Source organism: Pacificibacter marinus, assembly GCF_018860505.1.
GTDB lineage: Bacteria > Pseudomonadota > Alphaproteobacteria > Rhodobacterales > Rhodobacteraceae > Celeribacter > Celeribacter marinus_B.
Map to the genome: position 1 here is coordinate 59,389 of NZ_JAHKPU010000020.1, position 22,887 is coordinate 82,275.

Annotated in this window: 23 protein-coding genes; 13 read left to right on the forward strand and 10 right to left on the reverse strand. The window is 52.7% G+C overall.

The window, feature by feature from the left end; all coding sequences use genetic code 11:
• Positions 1-43: 43 nt before the first annotated feature.
• From leuS to holA, 3 genes are read left to right on the forward strand one after another with little or no spacing between them, the layout of a single operon-like run.
• Positions 44-2,605 carry a leucine--tRNA ligase gene (gene leuS / locus KO503_RS08020; protein WP_215991032.1) on the forward strand — a complete coding sequence of 854 codons (2,562 nt, stop codon included), beginning with the start codon at positions 44-46 and terminating at the stop codon, positions 2,603-2,605.
• Positions 2,592-3,077 (forward strand): LPS assembly lipoprotein LptE, encoded by a 486-nt coding sequence (gene lptE, locus KO503_RS08025; protein ID WP_215991033.1) that lies wholly within the window; start codon positions 2,592-2,594, stop codon positions 3,075-3,077. The genes leuS and lptE overlap by 14 nt, the downstream gene beginning before the upstream one ends.
• Positions 3,074-4,099, forward strand: coding sequence for a DNA polymerase III subunit delta (holA, locus tag KO503_RS08030; protein ID WP_215991034.1), 1,026 nt, complete (start codon positions 3,074-3,076; stop codon positions 4,097-4,099). The genes lptE and holA overlap by 4 nt, the downstream gene beginning before the upstream one ends.
• Here the strand turns inward: holA and KO503_RS08035 are convergent.
• Positions 4,065-5,264, reverse strand: a complete 1,200-nt coding sequence (locus KO503_RS08035) for a TIGR03862 family flavoprotein (RefSeq protein ID WP_215991035.1) — start codon at positions 5,262-5,264, stop codon at positions 4,065-4,067. The genes holA and KO503_RS08035 overlap by 35 nt on opposite strands.
• Positions 5,261-5,875, reverse strand: a complete 615-nt coding sequence (locus tag KO503_RS08040) for an enoyl-CoA hydratase/isomerase family protein (protein ID WP_215991036.1) — start codon at positions 5,873-5,875, stop codon at positions 5,261-5,263. The genes KO503_RS08035 and KO503_RS08040 overlap by 4 nt, the downstream gene beginning before the upstream one ends.
• Before the next feature lie 178 nt (positions 5,876-6,053).
• Here KO503_RS08040 and KO503_RS08045 point away from each other — a divergent pair, with 178 nt between their 5' ends.
• The 3 genes from KO503_RS08045 to KO503_RS08055 are packed head-to-tail and all read left to right on the forward strand — an operon-like array spanning position 6,054 to position 9,744.
• Positions 6,054-7,568 carry a DUF2125 domain-containing protein gene (locus KO503_RS08045; protein WP_215991037.1) on the forward strand — a complete coding sequence of 505 codons (1,515 nt, stop codon included), beginning with the start codon at positions 6,054-6,056 and terminating at the stop codon, positions 7,566-7,568.
• A gap of 57 nt (positions 7,569-7,625) precedes the next feature.
• The gene (locus tag KO503_RS08050; protein ID WP_215991038.1) at positions 7,626-8,972 is read left to right on the forward strand and encodes a TldD/PmbA family protein; all 1,347 of its coding nucleotides are present in this window, start codon (positions 7,626-7,628) and stop codon (positions 8,970-8,972) included.
• Positions 8,959-9,744, forward strand: a complete 786-nt coding sequence (locus tag KO503_RS08055; protein ID WP_215991039.1) for an inositol monophosphatase family protein — start codon at positions 8,959-8,961, stop codon at positions 9,742-9,744. Before KO503_RS08050 ends, KO503_RS08055 begins: the two co-directional genes overlap by 14 nt.
• A gap of 13 nt (positions 9,745-9,757) precedes the next feature.
• Here KO503_RS08055 and KO503_RS08060 read toward each other — a convergent pair whose 3' ends face one another.
• Complete coding sequence (locus tag KO503_RS08060; protein ID WP_215991040.1) at positions 9,758-10,990, reverse strand: glycosyl transferase; 1,233 nt, start codon at positions 10,988-10,990, stop codon at positions 9,758-9,760.
• A 3-nt stretch (positions 10,991-10,993) separates the two neighbouring features.
• Positions 10,994-11,794: an HAD-IIB family hydrolase gene (locus KO503_RS08065; protein ID WP_215991041.1), complete on the reverse strand. Its 801-nt coding sequence runs from the start codon at positions 11,792-11,794 to the stop codon at positions 10,994-10,996.
• Positions 11,795-11,960: 166 nt separating this feature from the next.
• Here KO503_RS08065 and KO503_RS08070 point away from each other — a divergent pair, with 166 nt between their 5' ends.
• From KO503_RS08070 to lpxK, 3 genes are read left to right on the forward strand one after another with little or no spacing between them, the layout of a single operon-like run.
• Positions 11,961-12,206 (forward strand): DUF4170 domain-containing protein, encoded by a 246-nt coding sequence (locus KO503_RS08070; RefSeq protein ID WP_215991042.1) that lies wholly within the window; start codon positions 11,961-11,963, stop codon positions 12,204-12,206.
• Between the two features lie 12 nt (positions 12,207-12,218).
• Complete coding sequence (locus KO503_RS08075; protein ID WP_215991043.1) at positions 12,219-13,505, forward strand: 3-deoxy-D-manno-octulosonic acid transferase; 1,287 nt, start codon at positions 12,219-12,221, stop codon at positions 13,503-13,505.
• Positions 13,502-14,494: a tetraacyldisaccharide 4'-kinase gene (gene lpxK / locus KO503_RS08080; RefSeq protein WP_215991044.1), complete on the forward strand. Its 993-nt coding sequence runs from the start codon at positions 13,502-13,504 to the stop codon at positions 14,492-14,494. Before KO503_RS08075 ends, lpxK begins: the two co-directional genes overlap by 4 nt.
• Before the next feature lie 3 nt (positions 14,495-14,497).
• On the opposite strand, the gene KO503_RS08085 is transcribed toward lpxK, so the two are convergent.
• Both KO503_RS08085 and KO503_RS08090 read right to left on the reverse strand, forming a co-directional pair.
• A complete protein-coding gene (locus KO503_RS08085) occupies positions 14,498-15,169 on the reverse strand; it encodes a DsbA family protein (RefSeq protein ID WP_215991045.1) in 672 nt (223 codons plus the stop codon).
• Positions 15,166-15,735 (reverse strand): DciA family protein, encoded by a 570-nt coding sequence (locus tag KO503_RS08090; protein ID WP_215991046.1) that lies wholly within the window; start codon positions 15,733-15,735, stop codon positions 15,166-15,168. Before KO503_RS08090 ends, KO503_RS08085 begins: the two co-directional genes overlap by 4 nt.
• A gap of 104 nt (positions 15,736-15,839) precedes the next feature.
• On the opposite strand from KO503_RS08090, the gene mutY reads away from it, so the two are divergent.
• Both mutY and KO503_RS08100 read left to right on the forward strand, forming a co-directional pair.
• Positions 15,840-16,889, forward strand: coding sequence for an A/G-specific adenine glycosylase (gene mutY, locus KO503_RS08095; protein ID WP_215991047.1), 1,050 nt, complete (start codon positions 15,840-15,842; stop codon positions 16,887-16,889).
• Between the two features lie 43 nt (positions 16,890-16,932).
• Entirely contained in the window at positions 16,933-18,072 is a 1,140-nt protein-coding gene (locus KO503_RS08100; RefSeq protein WP_215991048.1) for an alkane 1-monooxygenase, read from the forward strand.
• Between the two features lie 224 nt (positions 18,073-18,296).
• On the opposite strand, the gene KO503_RS08105 is transcribed toward KO503_RS08100, so the two are convergent.
• The 3 genes from KO503_RS08105 to KO503_RS08115 all read right to left on the reverse strand — a co-directional run bounded on the left by KO503_RS08105 (position 18,297) and on the right by KO503_RS08115 (position 20,790).
• Complete coding sequence (locus KO503_RS08105) at positions 18,297-19,397, reverse strand: site-specific DNA-methyltransferase (protein WP_215991049.1); 1,101 nt, start codon at positions 19,395-19,397, stop codon at positions 18,297-18,299.
• 135 nt (positions 19,398-19,532) lie between these two features.
• Positions 19,533-20,144, reverse strand: a complete 612-nt coding sequence (locus KO503_RS08110) for a ribonuclease HII (RefSeq protein WP_215991050.1) — start codon at positions 20,142-20,144, stop codon at positions 19,533-19,535.
• A gap of 121 nt (positions 20,145-20,265) precedes the next feature.
• Positions 20,266-20,790, reverse strand: a complete 525-nt coding sequence (locus KO503_RS08115; RefSeq protein ID WP_215991051.1) for a hypothetical protein — start codon at positions 20,788-20,790, stop codon at positions 20,266-20,268.
• Positions 20,791-20,978: 188 nt separating this feature from the next.
• Between KO503_RS08115 and KO503_RS08120 the strand changes: the two genes are divergently transcribed.
• Together KO503_RS08120 and KO503_RS08125 are read left to right on the forward strand one after the other, a co-directional pair.
• Positions 20,979-21,281, forward strand: a complete 303-nt coding sequence (locus KO503_RS08120) for a hypothetical protein (RefSeq protein ID WP_252730997.1) — start codon at positions 20,979-20,981, stop codon at positions 21,279-21,281.
• Positions 21,253-21,954, forward strand: coding sequence for a winged helix-turn-helix domain-containing protein (locus tag KO503_RS08125; RefSeq protein ID WP_215991052.1), 702 nt, complete (start codon positions 21,253-21,255; stop codon positions 21,952-21,954). Before KO503_RS08120 ends, KO503_RS08125 begins: the two co-directional genes overlap by 29 nt.
• A 74-nt stretch (positions 21,955-22,028) precedes the next feature.
• Here KO503_RS08125 and KO503_RS08130 read toward each other — a convergent pair whose 3' ends face one another.
• Positions 22,029-22,877: an ABC transporter permease gene (locus tag KO503_RS08130; RefSeq protein ID WP_436836513.1), complete on the reverse strand. Its 849-nt coding sequence runs from the start codon at positions 22,875-22,877 to the stop codon at positions 22,029-22,031.
• Between the last annotated feature and the right edge of the window lie 10 nt (positions 22,878-22,887).

Genomic DNA, 22,887 nt, shown 5'->3' on the forward strand with positions numbered 1-22,887 from the left:
CGACGTGCTCGGCGTTTTGATGAAGACCCGAAGGATACGACACATGACCAGCTACACCCCTGCCGATCTTGAACCCAAATGGCAGAAAGCTTGGAACGAGGGCGAGGTCTTCCTTGCCAAGCGTGATGAAAGCAAGCCCAAGTATTACGTGCTTGAGATGTTCCCCTACCCTTCGGGCCGCATTCATATCGGGCATGTGCGCAACTACACCATGGGCGATGTTGTCGCGCGGTATAAATCTTCAACGGGCCATAACGTCTTGCACCCTATGGGTTTTGACGCCTTTGGCATGCCAGCGGAAAACGCCGCGATGGCCTCTGGCGGGCACCCGAAAACATGGACCTACGCCAATATCGACACCATGGTCGATCAAATGAAACCGCTTGGCCTGTCTATTGATTGGACGCGGATGTTTGCGACCTGTGATCCTGAATATTACGGTCAGCAGCAATCGATGTTCATTGATATGCTCGACAAAGGTTTGGTTTACCGCAAAAATGCTGTGGTCAATTGGGACCCTATCGACATGACCGTTCTTGCGAATGAACAGGTCGAAGATGGCCGCGGCTGGCGCTCTGGCGCTTTGGTGGAACGTCGCGAGTTGACGCAGTGGTTCTTTAAAATTTCCGACTATTCCGAAGATCTTTTGGAATCGATCGACCATTTGGACAACTGGCCTGACAAGGTCAAAACCATGCAGAAAAACTGGATCGGCAAATCACGCGGATTACAGTTTTCGTTCTCGTTGATCGACGGTCCAGCCAATCAAGATCGGGTCGAGGTCTACACAACCCGCCCTGACACGCTGAACGGCGCGTCCTTTGTCGGCATTTCTGCGGATCATCCGCTGGCCAAAGCGCTGGCCGATGAGAACCCAGAAATCGCAGCCTTTTGCGAAGAGTGCCGCAAAGGTGGCACAACAGCAGAAGCGATTGAAAAGGCTGAAAAACTGGGATTGAACACTGGCCTGAAAGTACGCCATCCGTTTGATACGGCTTGGGAATTGCCGGTTTACATCGCCAACTTTATCTTGATGGATTACGGCACAGGCGCGGTCTTTGGCTGCCCTGCGCACGACCAACGCGATTTCGAATTCGCCACCAAATACGACCTGCCCATCAATGCCGTTTTCGAACCGATTGAAGGCGAGGCGAAAGCGAATGAGGCCTATGTGCCGCTCAAATCCGAAAAGGTTCGCTTCACCCGTGGCTTTAGCGGTGAAGAGGTCCAAACTGGCGACGAGGCTGTTGAGGCCGCTGTTGATTTTTGCGAATCAAACGGCGTCGGCACAGGTGTGACCAAATATCGCCTGCGCGATTGGGGCCTGTCTCGTCAACGGTATTGGGGCTGCCCGATCCCTGTGGTCCATTGTGACGCCTGCGGTGTCGTGCCTGAGAAAAAAGAAAATCTGCCGATTGAGCTGCCTGATGATGTGTCATTCGACATCCCCGGCAATCCGCTGGATCGGCACCCGACATGGCGCAACTGCGCTTGCCCAAACTGTGGCAAAGATGCGCTGCGCGAAACCGACACGATGGACACATTTGTCGACAGTTCTTGGTATTATGCGCGCTTTACTGCACCACACGCCACGACACCCACAATCGCGGAAGACGCCGACTATTGGATGAACGTGGATCAATACATCGGCGGTATCGAGCACGCTATTTTGCACCTGCTCTATTCGCGGTTCTTTGCCCGCGCAATGAATGAAACAGGCCACCTGCCAGACAGCGCCCGCGAACCGTTCAATGCGCTGTTTACCCAAGGCATGGTCACTCACGCGATTTACCAAAATGCTGAGCGCACAGACGAACATGGCCGCGCGATTTACCACTACCCTGAGGAAGTGGAAGAACGCGATGGCGAGACTGTTGTGACAGCCACAGGCGAAAAAATCACTGTGATTCCATCGGCTAAGATGTCGAAATCCAAAAACAACGTGGTCGATCCGGTTGAGATCATAAAACAATACGGCGCAGACACGGCCCGCTGGTTTGTGCTGTCCGATAGCCCGCCCGAACGCGATGTGGAATGGACGGCCTCTGGTGCGGAAGCCTCTGCCAAGCACCTGACACGCGTACACCGTTTGGCGGCTGAGCTTGGCAATCAACCTGAACAAGGCGCAGGCGACGAAGAGTTGATTCGCACAGCGCACAAAGCCATCGTTGAGGTCACATTAGGCGTGGATAGCTTTGGCTTTAACGCGTCAATCGCCAAACTTTACGGCTTTACAAACTTCATCGCCAAATCCAAAGCGGGCCGCGAGGCGAAACGCTTTGCCCTGAAAACATTGGCACAATTGATGTCACCGATGACGCCGCACCTGTCCGAGGAAATGTGGTCACTTTTGGGTGGCGAAGGCCTGATCGTCCACGCCCCTTGGCCCGTCGCGGATGAAGCGATGCTGGTGGAAGATTCCGTCACTATGCCGATTCAGATTAACGGCAAACGTCGCGATGAAATCACCGTGCCCAAAGACATGTCGAAAGAAGAGGTTGAAAAGCTTGTTCTAAAGACCGACGTTGTTGTGCGGGCGCTCGATGGTGGGCAGCCGAAAAAACTCATCGTGGTGCCAGGGCGTATCGTCAATGTTGTTGTTTAATCGCAGAACCTTTTTGCTTTCGGCCGCGGCCCTCGCGGGCTGCGGATTTCAACCAGCTTACGGCCCAAATGGCACGGCTTCAAAACTACGCGGTAAGGTTCGGATCGAATCATCCGACTCACGCGAAGGCTTTACTCTGGCCCATGCTCTCGAAGATATCTTCGCCCAAACTGTCGATGAGCAGTATGTTTTGAGCTTCACCATCGAAACAGACGAAGACGGGCTTGGCATCACCACGGATCAAGAAATCACCCGTTACCACGTTACGGGCACCGCCAAATTTTCGTTGATCCGTACCGCGGACGGGCAAACTGTGGCCTCAGGCGAAGCGCGCAATTTTACCGCCTATTCCGCAACGGGATCGACAGTATCCTCTGTCACTGCGACACGCGACGCCTATGACCGATTGATGTCGATTTTGGCCAACCAAATTTCCGTACAGATCTATGCAAAAATGGCAACATCCGCATGAAACTGTCCCCTCGCGAATCTGTTGGATATTTCGCGAAACCAGACCCTAACAAGGCTGGGGTGTTATTTTTTGGCGCTGACGCCATGCGTATCGCGCTCAAACGCCAAGACCTCATCAATGCATTGATCGGCCCGCAAGGCGAAGAAGAAATGCGCCTGACACGCATGTCAGCGGGCGAGCTGCGCAAGGACAAAGCCATGCTGGCCGATGCGATCAAAGCCCAAGGTTTTTTCCCTGGTCCACGCGTGGCCTTTGTCGAGGATGTCACCGAACAGCTCGCCCCTGTAATCATCGAATCGATGGCCGATTGGCAGCATGGCGATGCGCAGGTGGTGATCACTGCTGGCAATCTCAAAGCGACGTCCAAACTGCGTAAGTTTTTCGAATCGCACCCCAATGCTTTTGCCGCCGCGATCTATGCCGATCCACCATCCCGCGCCGAGATCGAAGAGACTTTAAAAAAGTCAGGCATCGGTACAATTTCTCCTGATGCGATGACAGATATCGAAGTGCTGTCGCGCAGCTTGGATCCCGGTGATTTTCGTCAAACCTTGGAAAAGCTTGCGCTGTATAAAATCGGCGATACGACCGCTGTGACCTCTGACGACATCATAAACTGCGCTCCAGCGACATCAGAGGCCGACGTTGATGATGTGCTTAATATCGTCGCCGAAGGGCGCACAGTTGAACTGGGCCCAATCATGCGCAAGATCGAAGGCCAAGGCATTGATCCCGTCGCCATCTCGATTTTCGCCATGCGCCATTTTCGCGCATTGCACGCGGCGGCCTCTGATCCGGGTGGCGCGTCAGCAGGTATCGCACGCGCGCGTCCTCCGATTTTCGGACCGCGTCGCGACAAGATGACCCGTCAGGCGAGCAGTTGGGGTATGTATAAATTGGAAGTGGCCCTTGGGGTACTGACCGATACAGATTTGACGCTTAGATCTGCGTCCAAAGCCCCCAATATGGCCGTGATGGAACGCGCGCTTATTCGCCTTGCGATGCTCGCACAACGTCGCTAGCAGCCTGCCCTGCAAGCTTGCCCGTGGCCAAACAGGCCGTTAGCAAATAGCCCCCCGTGGGCGCTTCCCAATCCAGCATTTCCCCGCAAGCAAATACGTTTGGCATATAGGCCAGTTCAAGTGTTGCACTCAGGCCATCAAACCGCAAACCGCCCGCCGTGGAAATAGCTTCATCCATCGGACGCAACGTTGCGCCTGTGATTTTCAGACCTTTCAATACTGGTGCAAGATCGCTGGGCAAAGGGCGAGAAAATTCCATTACGAGCGCTATTTTTTCTGGCGTCAGACGCAAAGATTTTCGCAAAAAATTTGCAACAGTTTCTTTTGCCTTGCGGCGCTTTAGGGTCGATTTCACAATATCCAAAGGCATGTCAGGCAGCAGATCAATATACAATTCATATCCTTCGCGTACACCACGAGACACCGAATATACTCCACCGCCTTCTAATCCGCGTTTGGAAATGATGAATTCACCGCGCGACCTATACAGTCCACAGCACAAAGACACGCCTTTGACCGCGCCACCAAAATGCCGCGTCATATGCGGGCTCCACGACAGAGACAGCGCAGAGTTCGCCGGCTCAAACGGTGCGATCCGCGCAGGAGGCATCGACGTGGCCCATGCACCATTCGATCCTAATCTGGCCCAACTTGCCCCCCCCATGGCCAGAACTGTTGCTTTTGCCTGAATACGACGTTCACCGTCAGGTGTTTCAAAAATAGCGCCCCCCGCATCAAGCCCGACCAGGCGCCACCGGCGACGCAGCGCAACACCGTACCCATCCAGTCGCGCAATCCACGCACGCAACAGCGGCGACGCTTTCATTGTTTTGGGAAATACTCGTCCCGTTGATCCTGTGAAAACGGGTTGCCCAAGAGAGTCTGTCCATGATGAAACCTCAGTGGGACCAAAGGCATTTAGCGCCGCTTCCAAAGCAGGTGGACAGGGTGTAAACTGGTTTAGAAAAACACCCATATCTTCGTTTTTCGTCAGGTTTAGACCCGATTTTCCAGCCATCAAAAACTTGCGCGCAGGCGATGGCATGGCTTCGGCGACAATAACCTGAACGCCAGCACGCCCCAGTTCTTCGGCGGCCATAAGGCCTGCCGGACCAGCACCGATAACAAGTGCCTCTACAGCCTCCACGTGCATATCTTGCGTCATTGCGAAATCAATTCTTTGATGCCTTGGATATGGGAGGCTTCAGCAGTCAACGCAGGCTCGCATAAGCGGCGCGCAGTGAGAAGCAACTCATCTGGTGCAACAATACGGTCCACGAGCCCCCAAGCCAGTGCCTCGTCCGCCAGCACTTTTTCACCCGCCATCAAAATCATTTTGGTGCGTGCGGGGCCGATCAATTGCGACATGCGGATTGGGTCAGCAGGTTGAGGCAGAAAGCCCAGACGCATAACGGGGTAGAAAAACTTTGCTGTGGGCACGCTCAAACGCAGATCACAAGCCAACGCCATACCGAAAGCACCACCTGCAAGCGTTCCGTTGAGCGCGCAGATGGTCAAACAGGGTAATGCGGCAATGGCAGAGGACAGCCGGTCCCAATCTTGTGACACGGCCAAGCCTTTGGGGGCCTCATCCAGATCGGCGCCTGCACTAAAGACAGAGCCCATTCCCGTGAACACCACAGCTTTGGCGGTGTCGCGCAGATCAATCACGATCGTGATAAGGGCTTTCAACATATCTGCAGTTAGAGCATTGGCTTTTTCAGGCCGATTTAAGGTCACGATCCAAAAGTCGTCCTCGTGGGTCACATCAATCATTTTGTCAGTCCAATGCCTTTGCGCAAAGTATAAAGGGTCGCCATTATTTTGCGGATAAATCGATCATTTGAGCCCTTTGCTGTTTTCCCGACTCTAATGCGCATTTGGTGCGGCATCCAGCCTTGACCATCCCTTCGATTGCATGAAAGTCTGGCGCAAATTTTTGATTGGATGAGTTATGAAATTCCTTACATCGTTTCTGGTCGCCACAACGGCCCTTTTTCCTGCAACAGCCGCTTTCGCTGACGTCACACCTCAAGAGGTTTGGGCGCAAGGTCTATTGACCGCCAAAATCTCTGGCCAGACATGGACGGCTGCTGAGCTGGAAGAGACTGGCGACACGTTGATCGCGCATGACGTGACAATCACGATGCCTGGATTTTCGGACATTATGACGATGAACGGCACCATCCCTCAAATCGTCATGACGCAATTGAGCGATGGCAAAGTCGAGATAACAGTCCCCGGTGTTGTGACTTACAATGTTTCCGTTGAAGGACGTCTTGATTTTGGGATGGACCCAATGTCCATCACCAGCACAATGGCCATCGACAATACAATTATCGCATCAGGCTCCGCAGACGATTTGAGCTTTGATATTTTGCCCGGATCCATCACCTATGCGACCCAAAAGCAGGTTGAAGACGGGATTGCCATTGTACCGGAACAACTTGTTACATTGCTTGGTGTAAAAGGCGTTGCAACCCAAAAGACCTCTGGTGACGATGTGTCATCAACATGGGATATGCAAGCCGATGCGGTCAGCATGGTGTCTGATGGAACAACACCAGACATGACACTGAACACGAGCTACAAAATCGCACCTTTCAATCTGAGTGCTGATTTCACCACCAGCGCCACCCCACCAGATGCGCCCCTTGGGTTCCTCGAAATGTTGAATGGTACTGGCACCTATACAATGGGAAATACCACGTTTGAGGTAACGACAGGCAGTGCTGAACAGATGATGCATATCGTCGGTGAAACTGAGGCTTCGACGCTTGGCGTGACCATTACAGAGGGCGCGTTGACCTATGCTGGCACATCAGCGAATACTGAAGTTGTTCTGGACGGCTCTGCTATTCCTTTCCCGCAAGTTGATTTTGGCCTTGAGAGCACAGAGTTCAAATTGACCATGCCGTTTCTAGCCAGCCATAATGAAAAACCTTTTGGCCTGAAGCTCGCGCTTGATAACCTACGCCTGCCCGAGATCGCTTGGATGATCCTCGACCCCAGCGCGCAGATGGCGCATGACCCTGCCACGCTGAAGCTTGATGTCAGTGGCGATATGATGCTGAACGTGAATCTGCTTAACCCGACAGACATCATGACTAACAGCGAGGACGGATTGCCGCTGTTTCCTACAAATCTGATGCTCAACGAGCTATTTTTGTCCATCGCGGGCGCCACACTGACCGGCACAGGCGATGCGCTATTTGTCGACCAAGGTGATTTTGAAGGTGCAGATTTACCCTTTAAAACGGCGCAAGCAACGCTTGCCTTGACTGGTGGCATCGCTTTGATCGACACATTGGCACAAACTGGGCTTGTTCCGCCACAAATGAGTACCACTGCCAAAGTGATGTTAAGCATGTTCGCACGCCCCGCAGAGGGCGAGGATTCTTTCGTCTCTGATATCGTACTGGACGAGACTGGCAATCTGACCATCAACGGGCAACCCTTGCCATTTTAAGGCCCTTTCGGATAGCGCGCATCTCGCGCCATCCACAAAAGTTTACCCGAGGACGCCATGCATAAAGACCTATCACAGTTGACCGCAGCCCTGTTGAAAGCCGCGAAAGCCAATGGCGCCGATGCCGCCGATGCCATCGCCGTCACAGGCACATCCGTGTCGATAGACGTGCGCGGTGGCACGCTGGAACATGCCGAGCGTTCTGAGGGCGTGGATATCGGGTTGCGCGTGTTGATCGGGCAAAAGCAAGCCTGTGTGTCGGCCTCTGATATGCGTGATGAGACCATCCAAACCATCGCAGAGCGCGCTGTCGCTATGGCGAAACTGTCACCCGATGATCCCTATATTGGCCTCGCGGATGCAAGTCAGTTGGCCAATAATCGCGATTGTAGCGCGTTGGAAATGTTTGATCCAACGGATGAACCACCAGCGGCCGAATTGGAAGACGACGCACGTCGCACCGAAGCCATGGCTTTAGGCTGTGATGGTATTTCGCAGGTGCAATCGGCGTCAGCGGCATATGGGCGTCGACAAATCCACATTGCCATGAGCAACGGATTTGCAGGTGGGTATGAGCGTTCAGATCGCGCGCTCAGCTGTGTCGCGATTGCCGGCTCTGGCTCTGATATGGAGCGCGATTACTTTGGCGACAGTCGCATTTTTCAAGCGGATTTGATGAGCGCAGAAGAGATCGGGTTGCGCGCTGCACAAAACACACTGGCCCGCGTTGGCGCACGCAAGCCCAAAACCGGATCTTTCCCGGTGCTCTTTGATGAACGTGTATCATCCACCTTGCTTGGTCATCTTTTGGCGGCGGTCAACGGAGGGGCCATTGCGCGTGGGTCTAGCTGGCTGCGTGATGGATTGGGCAAACAGGTTTTGCCAAAAAATTTGAACGTCACTGAACTACCACATCGCAAACGCACCTCTGGATCGCGCCTGTTTGACGCTGAGGGCCTGCCAACAGCCGAGCGTGCCATCGTTGAAAACGGCGTCTTGATGGGCTGGACCATGGATTTGGCCACTGCGCGTCAGCTGGGCCTGACAAGCACCTCAAACGCCTCGCGTGGGGTCAGTTCTCCGCCCTCGCCATCGCCGACAAATGTGTCTCTAACCCAAGGCGATCAGTCGCGTGACGCATTGGTCAAAGACATGGGCACAGGGCTTTTGGTCACCTCAATGATTGGCTCTTCGATCAATCCGACGACTGGTGATTATTCACGTGGTGCATCGGGGTTTTGGATCGAAAACGGCGAGATCGCCTACCCCGTCAACGAATGCACCATCGCGGGCAATCTGCGCGATATGTTGAAAAGCATCATTCCAGCAAACGACGCGCGTGCACATCTCAGCCGCGTTGTCCCATCCTTGTTGGTAGAGGGTATGACCATTGCAGGCGCATGATGATCTTGCCCTTTTGATCAAGGCAGCCAAGGCCGCAGGCGATATCGCACGCCCGTTTTGGCGCAAGCACCCAAAGACATGGGACAAAGATGACGGCGCCGGCCCTGTGACCGAAGCGGATTTGGCGGTTGATCGCATGCTGCATACCATGCTGTTAGGCGCGCGGCCTGATTATGGCTGGCTGTCTGAAGAAACCCACGACACAGACGCTAGACTGTCAAAAGATCGCGTGTTCATTGTCGATCCGATTGATGGCACCCGCAGCTTTATCGAAGGCGATCACAATTGGGCGCACTCCTTGGCAGTGGTTGAACAGGGCCAAGTGAGTGCGGCGGTGGTCTATTTGCCGATGCGCAAACGTCTGTATGCAGCACAAAAGGGCCAAGGGGCAACTTTGAACGGAATGCCCTTGGAAGTCAGCCAGCACCAAGACCTCACGAACACGCGTTTGTTGACAACAGGTCGCAATCTTTTGCCTGAGTATTGGCTTGATGGGTGTCCGAACTTTGCCCGCAAATTTCGCTCATCGTTGGCCTACCGCGTGTCGCTTGTTGGCGAAGGTCGTTATGACGCGATGCTGGCCTTGCGGAGCACTTGGGAATGGGATGTCGCGGCAGGCACACTGATCGCGACTGAGGCTGGCGCGAAGGTGACCGACCGTCATGGCAAAGCGCCGGAATTCAACAATCCGACGCCTGCCTTTGACGGGTTTATTGCAGCCAACCCGATTTTAGCTGACCGCATTTTGGAACGACTTGCGCCCGCAGCCTAGACCTTATGAAGCCCTAAGCCTTTTCGGGTCCGTATTCTTTCATATCTTGTGCAACGGCGTCCAACATCGACGTGGTGATATCGGGGTCGGCGGCATGGACGCGCGACCAGTTGGGAATGAACGGCGTTTCCATCGGATTGTCCAAAAACACCTGACCTGCGTGCATGATGTTCGAGGCAAACAGCTCGACCGTTTTTTCCTCGACATGGCGATCGACATGCAATCCGTTCATTTGCGCGTCGTTAAAATAGGTCTCGATCAAATCAAGAGCATCGCGGAAATACGTGGCTTTGATGGAACGGAAAATTTCTTCGGAAAACACCGTGCCGTCTGCCGCCAACTTGCGATACAGCGCTTTGCAAATATCGACAGACATCCGCGACAATCCCTGAGAGGCGTCTTCTTCGGATAGCACTTGGTGCTTGTGATCATAACGGTCTGAAATCTCAACCTGACAGACAGAGCGTGGTGACAGGTTGCGCCAAGCCTCTGACAATAGGCCAATTTCCAAACCCCAATCCGAAGGAATACGCATATCGGGCAAAATAGATGTGCGCATCGCGAACTCACCTGCCAACGGGTAACGGAAGTCAGAAATGAAGTCCAAATATTCACGTGGCCCCAAGACTTTCGCCATGGCGCTCAAGATCGGCGTGACCAAAAGGCGCGACACCCGCCCGTTCAATTTGCCATCTGCCACACGCGGGTAAAAGCCTTTCGACATCTGATAGGGGAACCGAGGATTGGTCACAGGGTACACCAAGCGTGCTAACATATCGGCACTATAGGTCAACACATCACAATCATGCACAGCCACCACGGCGCTGTCGGCTTGAGCAATCGTGTACCCCATACAAAACCAAACATTGCGCCCTTTTCCGGGTTCGCTTGGTGACAGTTTGAGGTTTTGAAGCTTTTCATCAACCGCACTCAAACGCGGCCCATCGTTCCACAATACAACATGGTCTGCTTTGAGCTTGGAAAAGAATTTCAGCGCATAACGGTATTGTTCCTCATTGGCGCGATCCAGACCAATGACAATCCGGTGGATAAAGTTGACCTTGTTCAACTCATCAATGATATCAGGCAGCGCTTCGCCCTCAAGCTCGGAAAACAGCGACGGCAGAATCAAAGTGATTTTGCGCGAGGCGGCAAAGGCTTCAAGCTCGCTGACCAATGCCTCGGGTTGATGAACGCGAAGATTGTGCAGCGTGGCGACATGCCCACCTTGGTGAAAATCTGCCATACTCTATTCCTCTTCTAGATATAACTGTTTGAGGCGCGCTTGCACCTCAATGTTCCAACCCTTGGGGCCAGACTGTTTTGTTCTGACAATCGAAGCCTCGATGCTATCACTCTTCCGAGGTATACCTGCACCATGTGTGTTTTTGATGATAACACCAAAGTCCGCTTCTACGATCATTTCGACATCATTGGGCGCATCGCCCAATGCCATTGACTTGGGCCTAGGGTCGAAATCGTCCAAAATTTTCGACATCCAATCGGCTTTTGTCGCGCCAAACGATAGAGTCAAATAGCGACCACCTTGGCGCGCAGAGATGCCTTTTTCAGCCAATTTAGCCTCGAAGTCTTGCAATTCTTCTTGCGTACCAGACCAAAGGCCCGGTTCTGAAAACTGGCGTTGTCGCGCACTTTTAGCCTGCTCTAAGGGCAATCCTGTTTTCTCGGCGCATTCCGCATCACTCCAATCTGAAAAGCCTTCATACTGAGCGCGCAATGCGGGTGGCAAGTCAGACAAAGCCGCTAGAATCTGGGCGTGTTGTTGCCCGTTCTGCTCTGGTTTTTCGTATGCAGGCAGCAGTCCTGCGCCGTTTTCCACGATAGCAGGACAGTGTTCAAACCCCAACTCTTTGCGCAGAACAACAAGCTCATAAGCCGTTTTAGAGCTGGCCAAAACAAGCGGCACACCAAGTGCTTTCATCATTTCAAGCGCGGGTATAGCCGGAGACCAACTGTAACTATCGTGATCAAGCAAGGTGCCATCAAGATCGGTGAAGACGATCAATTTCGTCTCTGTATTTGGTGTCATAGACATGCCTAATAATGTGCCAAACCGCAGACAAAGAACAACAGCTAGCGCCCGTTTTTTTTGCAACAAAACCATATCGCCCAATTTTTAATCATTCACATCGCACATCTTGACCATGGACGGCATTAGACTAGGGTGCGGCTTAGATCCTCAAACGGAGAGAAAAATGACACAACGCTTGCATTTGGTCTTTGGTGGCGAATTGGTTGACCCATCGACAACGACTTTCCGAAACGTAGACGACATTCACGTGGTCGGCATATTCCCAGACTACCCTGCCGCGCATTCTGCGTGGAAAGCCGAAGCCCAGCGCACTGTAGACAACGCGCATATGCGGTATTTCATTGCGGATTTAAGCAGTCTGCGTGACGTAGACGAGACAGCTCCCGCAGCTCAAGACCTTGACGCATAAGGCATAGGCCGCATGGCCAGATCTCTATCACTCGTCGCATATTCGGCATTTTCTTCACGGTCCGAAGCGTCCACCGTTCAACTGCTTGATCAACTGGTCCAATCGCGCGCCATCACCGATGATGTGCGCGACCAGCGTCTTGCGCGAAACCTACCAGAACGCCCCAAAGGACGACTTATTTGGATGACGGCAGGGACCAAACGCGCGATTCCCGCCTGCCTTGAACTGTTTCGCCGGCTACGTGAAAACGAGCCCGATTTGCATGGGCTTCTAACCATTACATTTAAAGCGCCCCTGCCCGACGAATTGCCAGAAGGGCTATTAATGACACAGGCTCCTGACGAACGCCTGTCTATTATTCGTCGGTTTCTGGCCCATTGGACGCCCGATTGTTTGATTTGGGTTGGCGGTGGGTTTCGTCCAGCCTTGATCGAGAAAGCCCACCTGCGCGGCATTCCGTCGATATCCATCGATGCACCGAATAGCCAGAATATACTCTCGATTCCACAGATTATTCCCGGACTTCGCAATGCCACATTGGGGTTGTTCGAACATGTGTTCGCAGCCAATGCAAACCAGTCGATTTTGTGGCGCCGCGCAGGGATCAGCGCCGATAACATCGAAATTCTTGGCTATATGGAAGAGGGCGCGACCGTACCTCAATTCGATGAAGCAGAACTGGAAACGCTTTCAACTGAAATCGGAACGCGCCCCGTTTGGTTTGCGGCCAAGATCGCTACGGGCGAAATCAGCGACGTCATCCGCGCGCACAAAGCCGCATTGCGGCGTTCCCATCGGTTACTGTTGATCGTTTCGACCCAAGACCCGAGCATGGTTCCATTGATAGAAACGCATTGCGCCGATCAAGGATTAAAAGCCATTTTTCGCGCCAACTACGCCAAAATTTCAGAACCGATTCAAGTTCTGATCGTCGATGCCGATAACGAGGATGGCTTATGGTATCGGCTCGCACCCGTGTCGTTTTTGGGGCAGTCCATCGTCAATGCGGGCGGAATCGACCCCTACCCCGCAGCGGTTTTTGGCTCGGCAATCGTCCACGGGCCGAATGTGTCGAATTATACCGACGGATATGCACGGTTTCGTGCCGCCAAAGCCACACGCGTGATCAAATGTGGCACCAGTTTGGGCGATGCAATCAATGAGCTATTGGCCCCTGACAGCGCAGCCTTGATGGCCAACGCCGCATGGGATGTGTGCTCAACAGGAGCGGAAATGACAGATCGAGTCGCGGCCTTGACCCAAGACATTTTGGATATGCGCGAAGAGATGATGGCATGACTCCTCCATCGTTTTGGTCCAATACGCCCAAGCGGCCCGGCTGGCAATCAAAGCTGCTGTCCCCTTTGGCGCAGATCTATGCCAACGCCACGGCGTGGCGCGTGGCGCAATCCGGTTACAAAGCATCTGTCCCTGTAATTTGCATCGGCAATATCAACGCAGGCGGCACCGGCAAAACCCCCACCGTGATCGCGCTGGTTCAAAAACTGCAAGCCATGGGCAAAGTTGTTCACGTGGTTTCGCGTGGCTACGGCGGCAAACTGGCGGGCCCCGTACGCGTTGTAGAACGAACGCATTCAGCAGATGACGTCGGAGATGAGCCGTTATTGCTCGCGGCCTTTGCGTCGGTTTGGGTGTCGAAAGATCGCGCGCTTGGTGTGAAAGCTGCTGAAGCGGATGGCGCGGATGTTATTTTGTTAGATGACGGCATGCAAAATCCGTCCGTTATCAAAGACGCCACCTTTGTTGTGGTCGATGCCCATCGTGGTTTTGGTAATGGACGGGTGATGCCTGCAGGGCCACTTCGAGAACCTGTTGATTCGGGTCTAAAGCGTGGAGATATCGTCATTTCCATCGGCGATGCAGTAGCACAATCACGATTTGATACGACTTGGGGTGGTCATATTTCACTGCCACAAGTTCGCGCCCAGCTTGCGCCGCTTGAGACAGGCATGGACTGGAACGGTCTGCGCGCATTGGCCTTTGCCGGTATTGGTCATCCCGAAAAGTTCTTTGCGACTCTGGAGGGACTGGGGGCAATATTGATCCGCAAAGAAGCCCTGCGCGATCACCAACCCCTCCCCCTTGCTTTGATGAAACGGCTTGAAATTGAGGCCGCAACATTGGATGCGCAGTTGGTCACAACGGAAAAAGACGCGGTGCGTTTGCCCCACGCCTTTCAAATGAAGGTGCTTACCTTGCCTGTGCGCATGTCCATCAAAGATGAGACCCCGATCGACGCTGTCTTGGCGCAGATCGGGATCACCTAAACCTTAGCCGTTCAGAATATCGTCAAGCTTTTCGGACAAATCCGAATAGGACATGTTCGAATTCTTTTCGCCATTGATGATTAAAGTTGGCGTGCCTGATACCTCATATTCAGCCACTTCTGCTTCAAACTTAGCGACCATAGCCTGCGCCATAGCGCCGTCGTTCATACAAGCATCCAAGTCGGCGTCTGATAGGCCAGCTTTTTTGCCAATGGTGCGCAGATTTTCAACGATTTCCATCGCATCTTGGCCACCACCGATCCATTCACCTTGCTGTTCGTACAACATGGCATTGATGCCGAAATAGCGCAGATCTCCACCACAGCGCGCAACCATAGACGCCCACAAACCGTATTTGTCAAAATACACTTCGCGGTAAACGAATTTCACTTTGCCCGTGTCGATGTAGTTTTCTTTGAGCTGCTTGAACACAGTCGTGTGGAAGTTCGCGCAATGCGGGCAAGTGTAGGATGCGTATTCGATCAATTCGATTGGCGCATTCTCATCGCCCATGACCAAATCTTTAACCATCGACATATCGATGTCTGCCGCGTCCTGTGCGATGGCAGGTGTCACAAGAAAATCCGTCACCGGTGCAGGTGAGGTGTAAAGGTAGGCGCCGCCAACGCCCAAAGCGGCCAAGGCTGTTGTCATCAAGAAATTACGTCTGTTCATGGGTCTACCTTTTTCATTGTATTGTCGGCACGGTGCAGAAAGCTGCTGGCCAGTTTTTCCAGCGCTCGGCGCAGGTGTTCATCTTGTGCCCCGCAGGACAGTTCTTGCGCCTCGGCCAAAACCTCTGGGCTTGGCTGACTGGGCGGCTTTTCTTTCACGTGTTCGAATTGCACACGCCCTTCGGCAAAACCAGTCGGCGCAGTTTGCGTGATATGGATTCGACTGATTGCGCTGTATCCGTAGACCGCGTTGACGCGATTTTGGATTTTGGGCAGCTCGGCTTGCAACATCGGCGCATAAGACCCAGTGGTCAAAAGCACCAACGTCGCACCAAACCCACCTTTGGCGTAACTCACCTTAATCGGACGCGCCATGGCGGCGGTTTGTTCACCAACAATTTCCGTCCAATGCGTCAAAAGACGCATTTCCGAAAATCCACGCGTTTCGGTCGCCTTGCGAATCCGTGATTGCAAAAGACCCGACGTCATTTCGAATCCCTTTTTGCGTCGCTTAATGCCAGCGACGGCAATCGGGGGCGTTTTCTTTGTGACTTTTGCTTTGCGCATCTGGCGTATCCTATCTCAAGCCCTATTCTAACTTGAGGTCCCCGCGATACCAGACAAAACCCGATGACAGCCGCTAAAGATTACGTGACGGAGTGAAACACATTATGAAACACGGGGAATTGGCCCAGTCTTTGCTGACTTGGTATGATAAAAACGCTCGCGACTTGCCATGGCGCGTCAGCCCCAGTGACCGTGCGACTGGTGTTCACCCTGATCCCTACCGAATCTGGTTGTCTGAAATCATGTTGCAACAGACCACAGTGGCCGCAGTAAAAGCCTATTTCGAACGCTTCACCCACCTTTGGCCGACTGTGCAAGATCTTGCCGCCGCTCCTGATGATCAGGTTATGGGCGAATGGGCGGGCCTTGGTTATTACGCCCGTGCCCGCAATTTGCTCAAAGGGGCGCGAGCTGTAGTGGCCGATCATGATAGTGTTTTTCCCCAAGATCGCACATCGCTTTTGGCGCTGCCCGGCATCGGGCCTTATACAGCTTCCGCCGTAGCCTCGATCGCGTTTGATCTGCCGGAAACCGTGGTAGACGGAAACGTCGAACGGGTGATGTCGCGCTTGCATGACATACATGAACCTTTGCCGCTGTCGAAACCACAATTGACCGAACTGGCAACACGCACCACGCCGCAAAAGCGCGCAGGCGATTATGCGCAAGCGATCATGGATTTGGGGGCGACAGTCTGTACGCCGAAATCCCCGAAATGCGAGGTCTGCCCTTGGGTCTCGCCCTGTTTGGCCCGCAAGAATGGCACGGCGTCCGAGCTGCCAAAGAAGGTTCCAAAACCTGTAAAGCCGACACGCAGGGGCTTTGCCTATGTGTCGCAGACAGCATCAGGTGCTTGGGTGATGGAACGCCGTGCGGACAAGGGATTACTTGGCGGAATGCTTGGATGGCCAGGGTCACCTTGGGACGAGGTCGCGCAGGACACCCCGCCTTTTGCTGCCGATTGGACTGAAGTAGGCGAGATCAAACACACCTTTACCCATTTCCACCTGTTCTTGCGCGTGATGATCTCTCCATCTGTTGAGAACACGCCCGAAGCGCTGCTGACCTTGGGGGCAAATGAATTTCAATCTTCGGATTTGCCAACGGTTATGCGAAAGGTGTTTGATGTGGCGCAACCTCATTTTGGCCAATGACCTATAGCCTGTGCTAAGGCGCAAACTCTAAGGACCGAACCCGATGAACATGTCCTCCATCAGCACCCGCAACGCATTACCCTTTTGGCTGTCTTTAGGGGTCATCCCCTTGCTTTTACTTGGTGCGACTTATGGCGGCTGGACCACGTTTTTGGTGCCTGTATACGCGTGGTATTTGTTTTCAATCTTAGACCGCCTTTTGGGTATGAACACAGAGAACCCTAACCCAGAGACAGACATATCAGAGCTGGCTTTGTATAGATTGATTACGATGATCTGGTTCCCTATCCAGTTTGTAATGATCTATGGGCTGATCTATTTTGTAACCCACACCGATCATCTGACATTGACCGAAATAATTGTGCTGTTTTTCAGTCTCGGCGTCTCATCCGGCACCATCGGCATCGTTTATGCACATGAGCTTTTGCATCAACGCAATCGGATTGAGCGCTGGTTGGGGGATTTACTGCTGGCATCCGTGCTTTATTCACATTTTCGCACCGAGCATCTTTTGGTGCACCACAAGCATGTTGGCACCCGCCGCGATGCGGTGACAGCGCTTTATAACGAAGGGTTTCACCACTTCTTTTGGCGGGTGTTGCGCGAAGGGCCTATGTCCGCATGGCAAGCTGAGAAAGCTCTGCTGGCGCGGCGCGGCCTGTCTGCGTTTCACCCACGCAATCCGCATTTCCGCTATTGGACCTTGCAACTCAGCGCTTTGCTTTTGGCAGTATTGTTGGGCGGCACAATGGGGTTTTGCCTGTTCATCTGGCAGGCCTTCATCGCGATTTGGCAGCTTGAGTTAACGAATTACGTTGAACATTACGGGCTGACTCGTCGACATTTGGGCGAGGGAAAATACGAACACGTCAAACCCCATCACAGCTGGAACGCGGCGCAAATGGCAACAAACTGGCTGCTGATCAACCTGCAACGTCATTCAGATCATCACTATAAGCCCGACAGGCGCTTTCCGTTGTTGCAAAACTATTCCGAAGAGGATGCTCCACAATTACCCTATGGCTATCCAGTGATGACATTTGCGGCCATGGTCCCGCCATGGTGGCGGCGTATCATGAACCCACGCGTAAAAGCGTGGCGCAAACAATACTATCCTGACATCGCCACGTTTGAAGATTGGGAACCGTATAAGCACGGCACCAATCCATTGCCACGTCTGTAATTGACGGCGCCAATCACCGCATCATAAAACGCAAAAAAGCCCCGCCATAAAGACGGGGCAAGGGGATGCCGTGGAAGTCAGACCACTGGCATCAGGCGGTAAACGGTGATGCATGCGCATCTCTATGGGCCGCCCAAAGGTCTGGACGGCAGAATGTTGGTCCTTTGCCTGTGGTTATACAGACAAAGGACACTCTTGATGTTGGTTGAAAAGGTGTTGAGAGATCAGTTCATCTCTGCGCGGATTTGCTGACGCAACAAGTCGATGGGCACGTTTTTGCCCTCGCGCTGATAAGTCCAATAGGTCCAACCATTGCAGCTTGGTGCGCCCTCTAAATGCGCTCCCACTTGATGGATAGACCCTTTGATATCATTGCCGATGAGCGTACCGTCAGCGCGCACTTTGGCTTTGTGCCGACCATTCATGGACATCAATTGTTCGCCTGGGCGCAACATACCGCGTTCGACCAATTGGCCGAATGGCACACGTGGTTCTGCTCGCTTGGACGCCGTGACGGTCAAGGCTTCTGTGTCAAATTTGCGGATCGCTTTGATACGCTTTTCGGCAACCTTACGATATTTTTCTTCGCGCTCGATGCCGATGAAATCACGGCCCAACATTTTGGCGACAGCACCTGTGGTGCCTGTACCAAAGAAGGGATCAAGCACAACATCACCAGGGTTGGTCGTTGCGACCAACAGGCGGTGCAACAGGCTTTGTGGCTTTTGCGTTGGATGCGCTTTTTCGCCATCGTCATCTTTAAGACGTTCGCCACCATTACAAATCGGTAGAACCCAATCAGAGCGCATTTGCACACCTTCGTTGAGCGCTTTGAGTGCATCATAATTGAAGGTATATTTCGCGCCTTCGCCTTTGGATGCCCAAATCAATGTCTCATGTGCGTTGGTAAACCGTTTGCCGCGAAAGTTTGGCATAGGGTTCGATTTGCGCCACACAACGTCGTTCAACAACCAATAGCCTTGGTTTTGCAATTCCGCGCCGAGGCGGAACACATTGTGGTAAGATCCAATCACCCAGATCGCGCCATTCGGTTTCAGAATACGGCGCGCAGCTTTGAGCCACTCACGGGTGAAATCATCATAGCGTTTAAAACTGTCGAATTGATCCCAATCATCATCCACCGCGTCAACTTTGGAATTGTCAGGACGATGAAGATCGCCACGCAATTGCAGGTTGTAGGGTGGGTCCGCGAAGATCAAATCAACTGATTCTTCGGGAAGACTGTTCATTGCCTCGATGCAATCACCAGACATAATTGTATTGAGAGGAAGCGCGGGGGCTTCCTTGCGTGTATTTTTAGTCATGCTCTGCCTCACAGAAACGCTCTTACGAGCGATACAATCGCACCATTTTTGGTGTCGTTATGTACCGCCTAAGATGAGTCATAGGTGATTCGAGGTCAATTTCTTTATTGAATCAATGTGTTATAAAAATGCTTGCTACAACATATTGTGTATAGGTTTGAACGAACGTCTATGGTGTGGGGTCACCCCAAATTTGGTGAGTCCCTCTATATGCAATTTGGTGCCATAGCCTGCGTTCTTTTCCCATCCATAACCAGGGTACTGTTGCGCCAAATCCACCATCAGCCGATCCCGCCATGTTTTCGCAACAATTGAAGCGGCAGAAATCGATAATGAGCGCGCATCACCTTTGACGATCGCTTCGGCATTCAACCCAAAGGCGGCAGGAATTTTATTGCCATCAACAAGCACGTAATCAACGCGAGTGTTTAACCCCGCCACCGCGCGCTCCATCGCACGCAAAGACGCTTGCAATATATTGATGTCATCAATTTCTTCGACGGAACAAGATGCGATAGAGACATCCGCGACAGCAAGAATTTGATTATACAAAGCCTCGCGTCGTTTCGCGGTCAATTTTTTGGAATCATTCATTCCATCGGGGATGTGGTTTGGGTCAAGCCAAACAGCAGCGGCGACAACAGGACCGGCCAGCGGACCACGGCCCACCTCATCGACGCCCACGATACGAGAATAGCCACGATTTGTGGCGGCTGTCTCGAATGAAAAATCTGGTGTATATGTCATGAGCCTTTGAAAGCTTATGAACGCCCCAAGGGCAAGATAAATTAAAAGGGCGGAGGAACGCATACCTCCGCCAAGTGAACGCGGCACATGGGGACATGAAACACGCGTATTCTATGTCAGATCAGCGCAAAGCGTTGACACCCTTGCCACCGCTTGAACCCGTGACGCGGTAACCAAAGTTGTTCAGACAGCCTACATCATAGGCGTCTGTACGCCCGCGTTTTGTAGTCACCTTAGTTTCGCAAGCGCGCGGCAAAGCCACAGCTGAGCGACGTTCACGCATTACGCAGTCTTGCAAGGCAACCGATTGAACGCGCTTACGTTTGTCACGCACAGAGACGACACAAGCGTTTGGAATTTCAAAAGTATTCTTGCGCACGGCATGGCGACCATGGTCATTATGCTTGCCGTGCCCCTCGACAATGACTTTACGTGTGACCGTGGGGATATTCGATTTCGACCCTGAGTTTTCAATCGCTTTACCAATGACAAACAAGGTGACCAAACCACCAATGGCACGGGCCACATCTGCATCGCCGGCGCGGGCTGGTGTCGCATAAGCTGCGGTGACAGCCATTGAAAGCGCCACGAGACCTGTGGCGAATTTCGGAGTGCGTCGTTTGGATATTTTGTTCTGCATCTTCATGTTGTGTCCTTCCTGCTATGAGCCCGTTAAGGGATCTGCGCCGTCGTACGAGTGACTGCGGGTGTTGATGAAACAGGAATGGAGCCATTGGGCTTTGCGGCTCAATATCAGCAAAATGTTATAGGCTATCAGCACGCATTGTTGGCTTTGATATTGAATAACAATCGTGGATTGGGCAGGGTTCACGCATGACACACTCATTTATATCCCCCCGCCTTATTGCAGCAGCCATTGCGCTGGCTGTACTGCCCTTAGGCGCCAATGCTGCGTGCTATGCCGAATATAAAGCAAAGCGGGACAACCCGTTGAAACTGCATTACGGTATAGCAGAAGTGCTGGACGCTCAGTGCAACACCTCAGCAGCAAAATCTGCTTTAACGCCACGCCTTGCGGCAGATGGTTGGATATTATTGTCGGTCGTCGGTTTTGTCGACGAGGCCGCTTTGCAAGGGAAGAAAAAAAGTGCTGGAGCCTATTTCCTCCGTTACTGACGGGTCTAAATCGGGGCGCGTGCTGTCCATTGGTATTGTCGCGATTGTGTTGATTTTGTTGATCGCTGCAGGGCTGTTGTTTGCCAACCTGCCTGACGCCAACGCATTTAATGCGCGTGTTGAGGCGATCTTTGTCGAGAACGACAACCTAACGTCGAATGCAGAAATCAAACTGCTGGAAATTCTGGCACAATCGGGCACGGCGTTCTCAGATACGCTGACCAGTTACCGTGTGGTTATTTTCGTGTTGATGCTATTCGCCACCGCCTTGCTGGTGGCATCTTTGGTGTTTTTGCTCACGATTTTGGGGCTCAACAAGCGCATGTTAGAAATCGACAAACAGGGCATTCAAATTTCGTCTTTGATGATCTCACGCACCGAGAACACCGTCTACCTGAACAACATGGAATTTAAACTCACCGGCGCGGCGATCGAAACGCTCTGTGTCTTGGCAGAGGCGCGTATGGACGACGATGTGCTGAGTGGTGCGGAAATTGAGGGCGTTGTGTCAGGACGGGATGCATCCGAATGTGATGAGGCCGCAGGAGCCACGCGAATCAAACGTCTGCGCGATACTTTGGGCAATCAAATGATGAGCGAACTTTTGGTCAAAAACATCGCACGCAAAGGCTATATGCTGTCAGTGCCGCAAGATGTGATCAAAATGGTTTAATCTCTGGGAGTAGTTTCAGACATAAAAGCGCCGACGAAATTTCCGTCAGCGCCGTTTTTAAAATGCTGCGGTTATCACTCACCGTCAGCGTGAACGCGTTCTTTGTGCCAGAACACAAAGCGGCGTTGCACCCATGAAACAAAGGCAAATAGCATCAAGCCCACGATTGAAAGATACAGGATCAATGAGAAAACGCGGGGCGTATTCAATTGGCTGGCTGCGGTGCGGATCAACTCACCCAAACCTTTGCCGCCACCCAAAAACTCCCCCGTGATCGCCCCTGCCATCACACCCACGGATGCGATTTTCAGCCCTGTAAACATCTGTGGCAAAGCCATCGGAAGTTTAAGTTTTAGCAGAGTTTGCAGCCGCGTCGCCCCCATGGTTTTGAACAGATAGCGACTGTTGGTATCCGCCGCATGTAGCCCAGCTGCTGTGCCCACCACGATAGGAAAGGTCGCGATAAAGGCTGCCAGCGCCACTTTACTATCGATATCAAATCCCAACCACGCCACGAACAAAGGCGCGAAAGCCACCTTTGGCATCGTATCAATCGCCACGAGATAAGGCATAATCGCCCGTTCGCCGAACGCCGTTTCGCCAACGATCACGCCCAGACCAACACCGATAAACAATGCCAGCAAAAAGCCATAGAACACCTCTTGCAGGGTGATCCAGAGCGCGCCCAACATATACCCCCCCGTAAAGATGTTTTTACCAACAAAAATCAGATCAAGTAGAGTTTCCATCGGCGATGGCAGAATGATCGGGCTGACAAAACCGAACCGCGTTACCACGTCCCAAAGAGCAACAAACACGACAAACACAAACAGCATTTGCGCCCAGCGCGGCACCAGATCAAGCCAGCCGCCGCCTTCACTCCAAACCGTGTCGCCTTCATGCTCTGACGCTGTATCGGTGATATTTTCAAGT

Excerpts from the sequence above, each read along its gene's own strand:
- KO503_RS08050 (WP_215991038.1), top strand. The coding sequence starts at position 7,626 with ATGCATAAAGACCTATCACAGTTGACCGCAGCCCTGTTGAAAGCCGCG.
- KO503_RS08060 (WP_215991040.1), bottom strand. The coding sequence starts at position 10,990 with ATGGCAGATTTTCACCAAGGTGGGCATGTCGCCACGCTGCACAATCTT.
- mutY (WP_215991047.1), top strand. The coding sequence starts at position 15,840 with ATGAAACACGGGGAATTGGCCCAGTCTTTGCTGACTTGGTATGATAAA.
- KO503_RS08035 (WP_215991035.1), bottom strand. The coding sequence starts at position 5,264 with ATGACGCAAGATATGCACGTGGAGGCTGTAGAGGCACTTGTTATCGGT.
- KO503_RS08120 (WP_252730997.1), top strand. The coding sequence starts at position 20,979 with ATGACACACTCATTTATATCCCCCCGCCTTATTGCAGCAGCCATTGCG.
- KO503_RS08105 (WP_215991049.1), bottom strand. The coding sequence starts at position 19,397 with ATGACTAAAAATACACGCAAGGAAGCCCCCGCGCTTCCTCTCAATACA.
- KO503_RS08100 (WP_215991048.1), top strand. The coding sequence starts at position 16,933 with ATGAACATGTCCTCCATCAGCACCCGCAACGCATTACCCTTTTGGCTG.
- KO503_RS08085 (WP_215991045.1), bottom strand. The coding sequence starts at position 15,169 with ATGAACAGACGTAATTTCTTGATGACAACAGCCTTGGCCGCTTTGGGC.
- KO503_RS08115 (WP_215991051.1), bottom strand. The coding sequence starts at position 20,790 with ATGAAGATGCAGAACAAAATATCCAAACGACGCACTCCGAAATTCGCC.
- KO503_RS08040 (WP_215991036.1), bottom strand. The coding sequence starts at position 5,875 with ATGATTGATGTGACCCACGAGGACGACTTTTGGATCGTGACCTTAAAT.
- KO503_RS08110 (WP_215991050.1), bottom strand. The coding sequence starts at position 20,144 with ATGACATATACACCAGATTTTTCATTCGAGACAGCCGCCACAAATCGT.
- KO503_RS08090 (WP_215991046.1), bottom strand. The coding sequence starts at position 15,735 with ATGCGCAAAGCAAAAGTCACAAAGAAAACGCCCCCGATTGCCGTCGCT.
- leuS (WP_215991032.1), top strand. The coding sequence starts at position 44 with ATGACCAGCTACACCCCTGCCGATCTTGAACCCAAATGGCAGAAAGCT.
- KO503_RS08065 (WP_215991041.1), bottom strand. The coding sequence starts at position 11,794 with ATGACACCAAATACAGAGACGAAATTGATCGTCTTCACCGATCTTGAT.
- lptE (WP_215991033.1), top strand. The coding sequence starts at position 2,592 with ATGTTGTTGTTTAATCGCAGAACCTTTTTGCTTTCGGCCGCGGCCCTC.
- KO503_RS08070 (WP_215991042.1), top strand. The coding sequence starts at position 11,961 with ATGACACAACGCTTGCATTTGGTCTTTGGTGGCGAATTGGTTGACCCA.
- KO503_RS08075 (WP_215991043.1), top strand. The coding sequence starts at position 12,219 with ATGGCCAGATCTCTATCACTCGTCGCATATTCGGCATTTTCTTCACGG.
- KO503_RS08045 (WP_215991037.1), top strand. The coding sequence starts at position 6,054 with ATGAAATTCCTTACATCGTTTCTGGTCGCCACAACGGCCCTTTTTCCT.
- holA (WP_215991034.1), top strand. The coding sequence starts at position 3,074 with ATGAAACTGTCCCCTCGCGAATCTGTTGGATATTTCGCGAAACCAGAC.
- lpxK (WP_215991044.1), top strand. The coding sequence starts at position 13,502 with ATGACTCCTCCATCGTTTTGGTCCAATACGCCCAAGCGGCCCGGCTGG.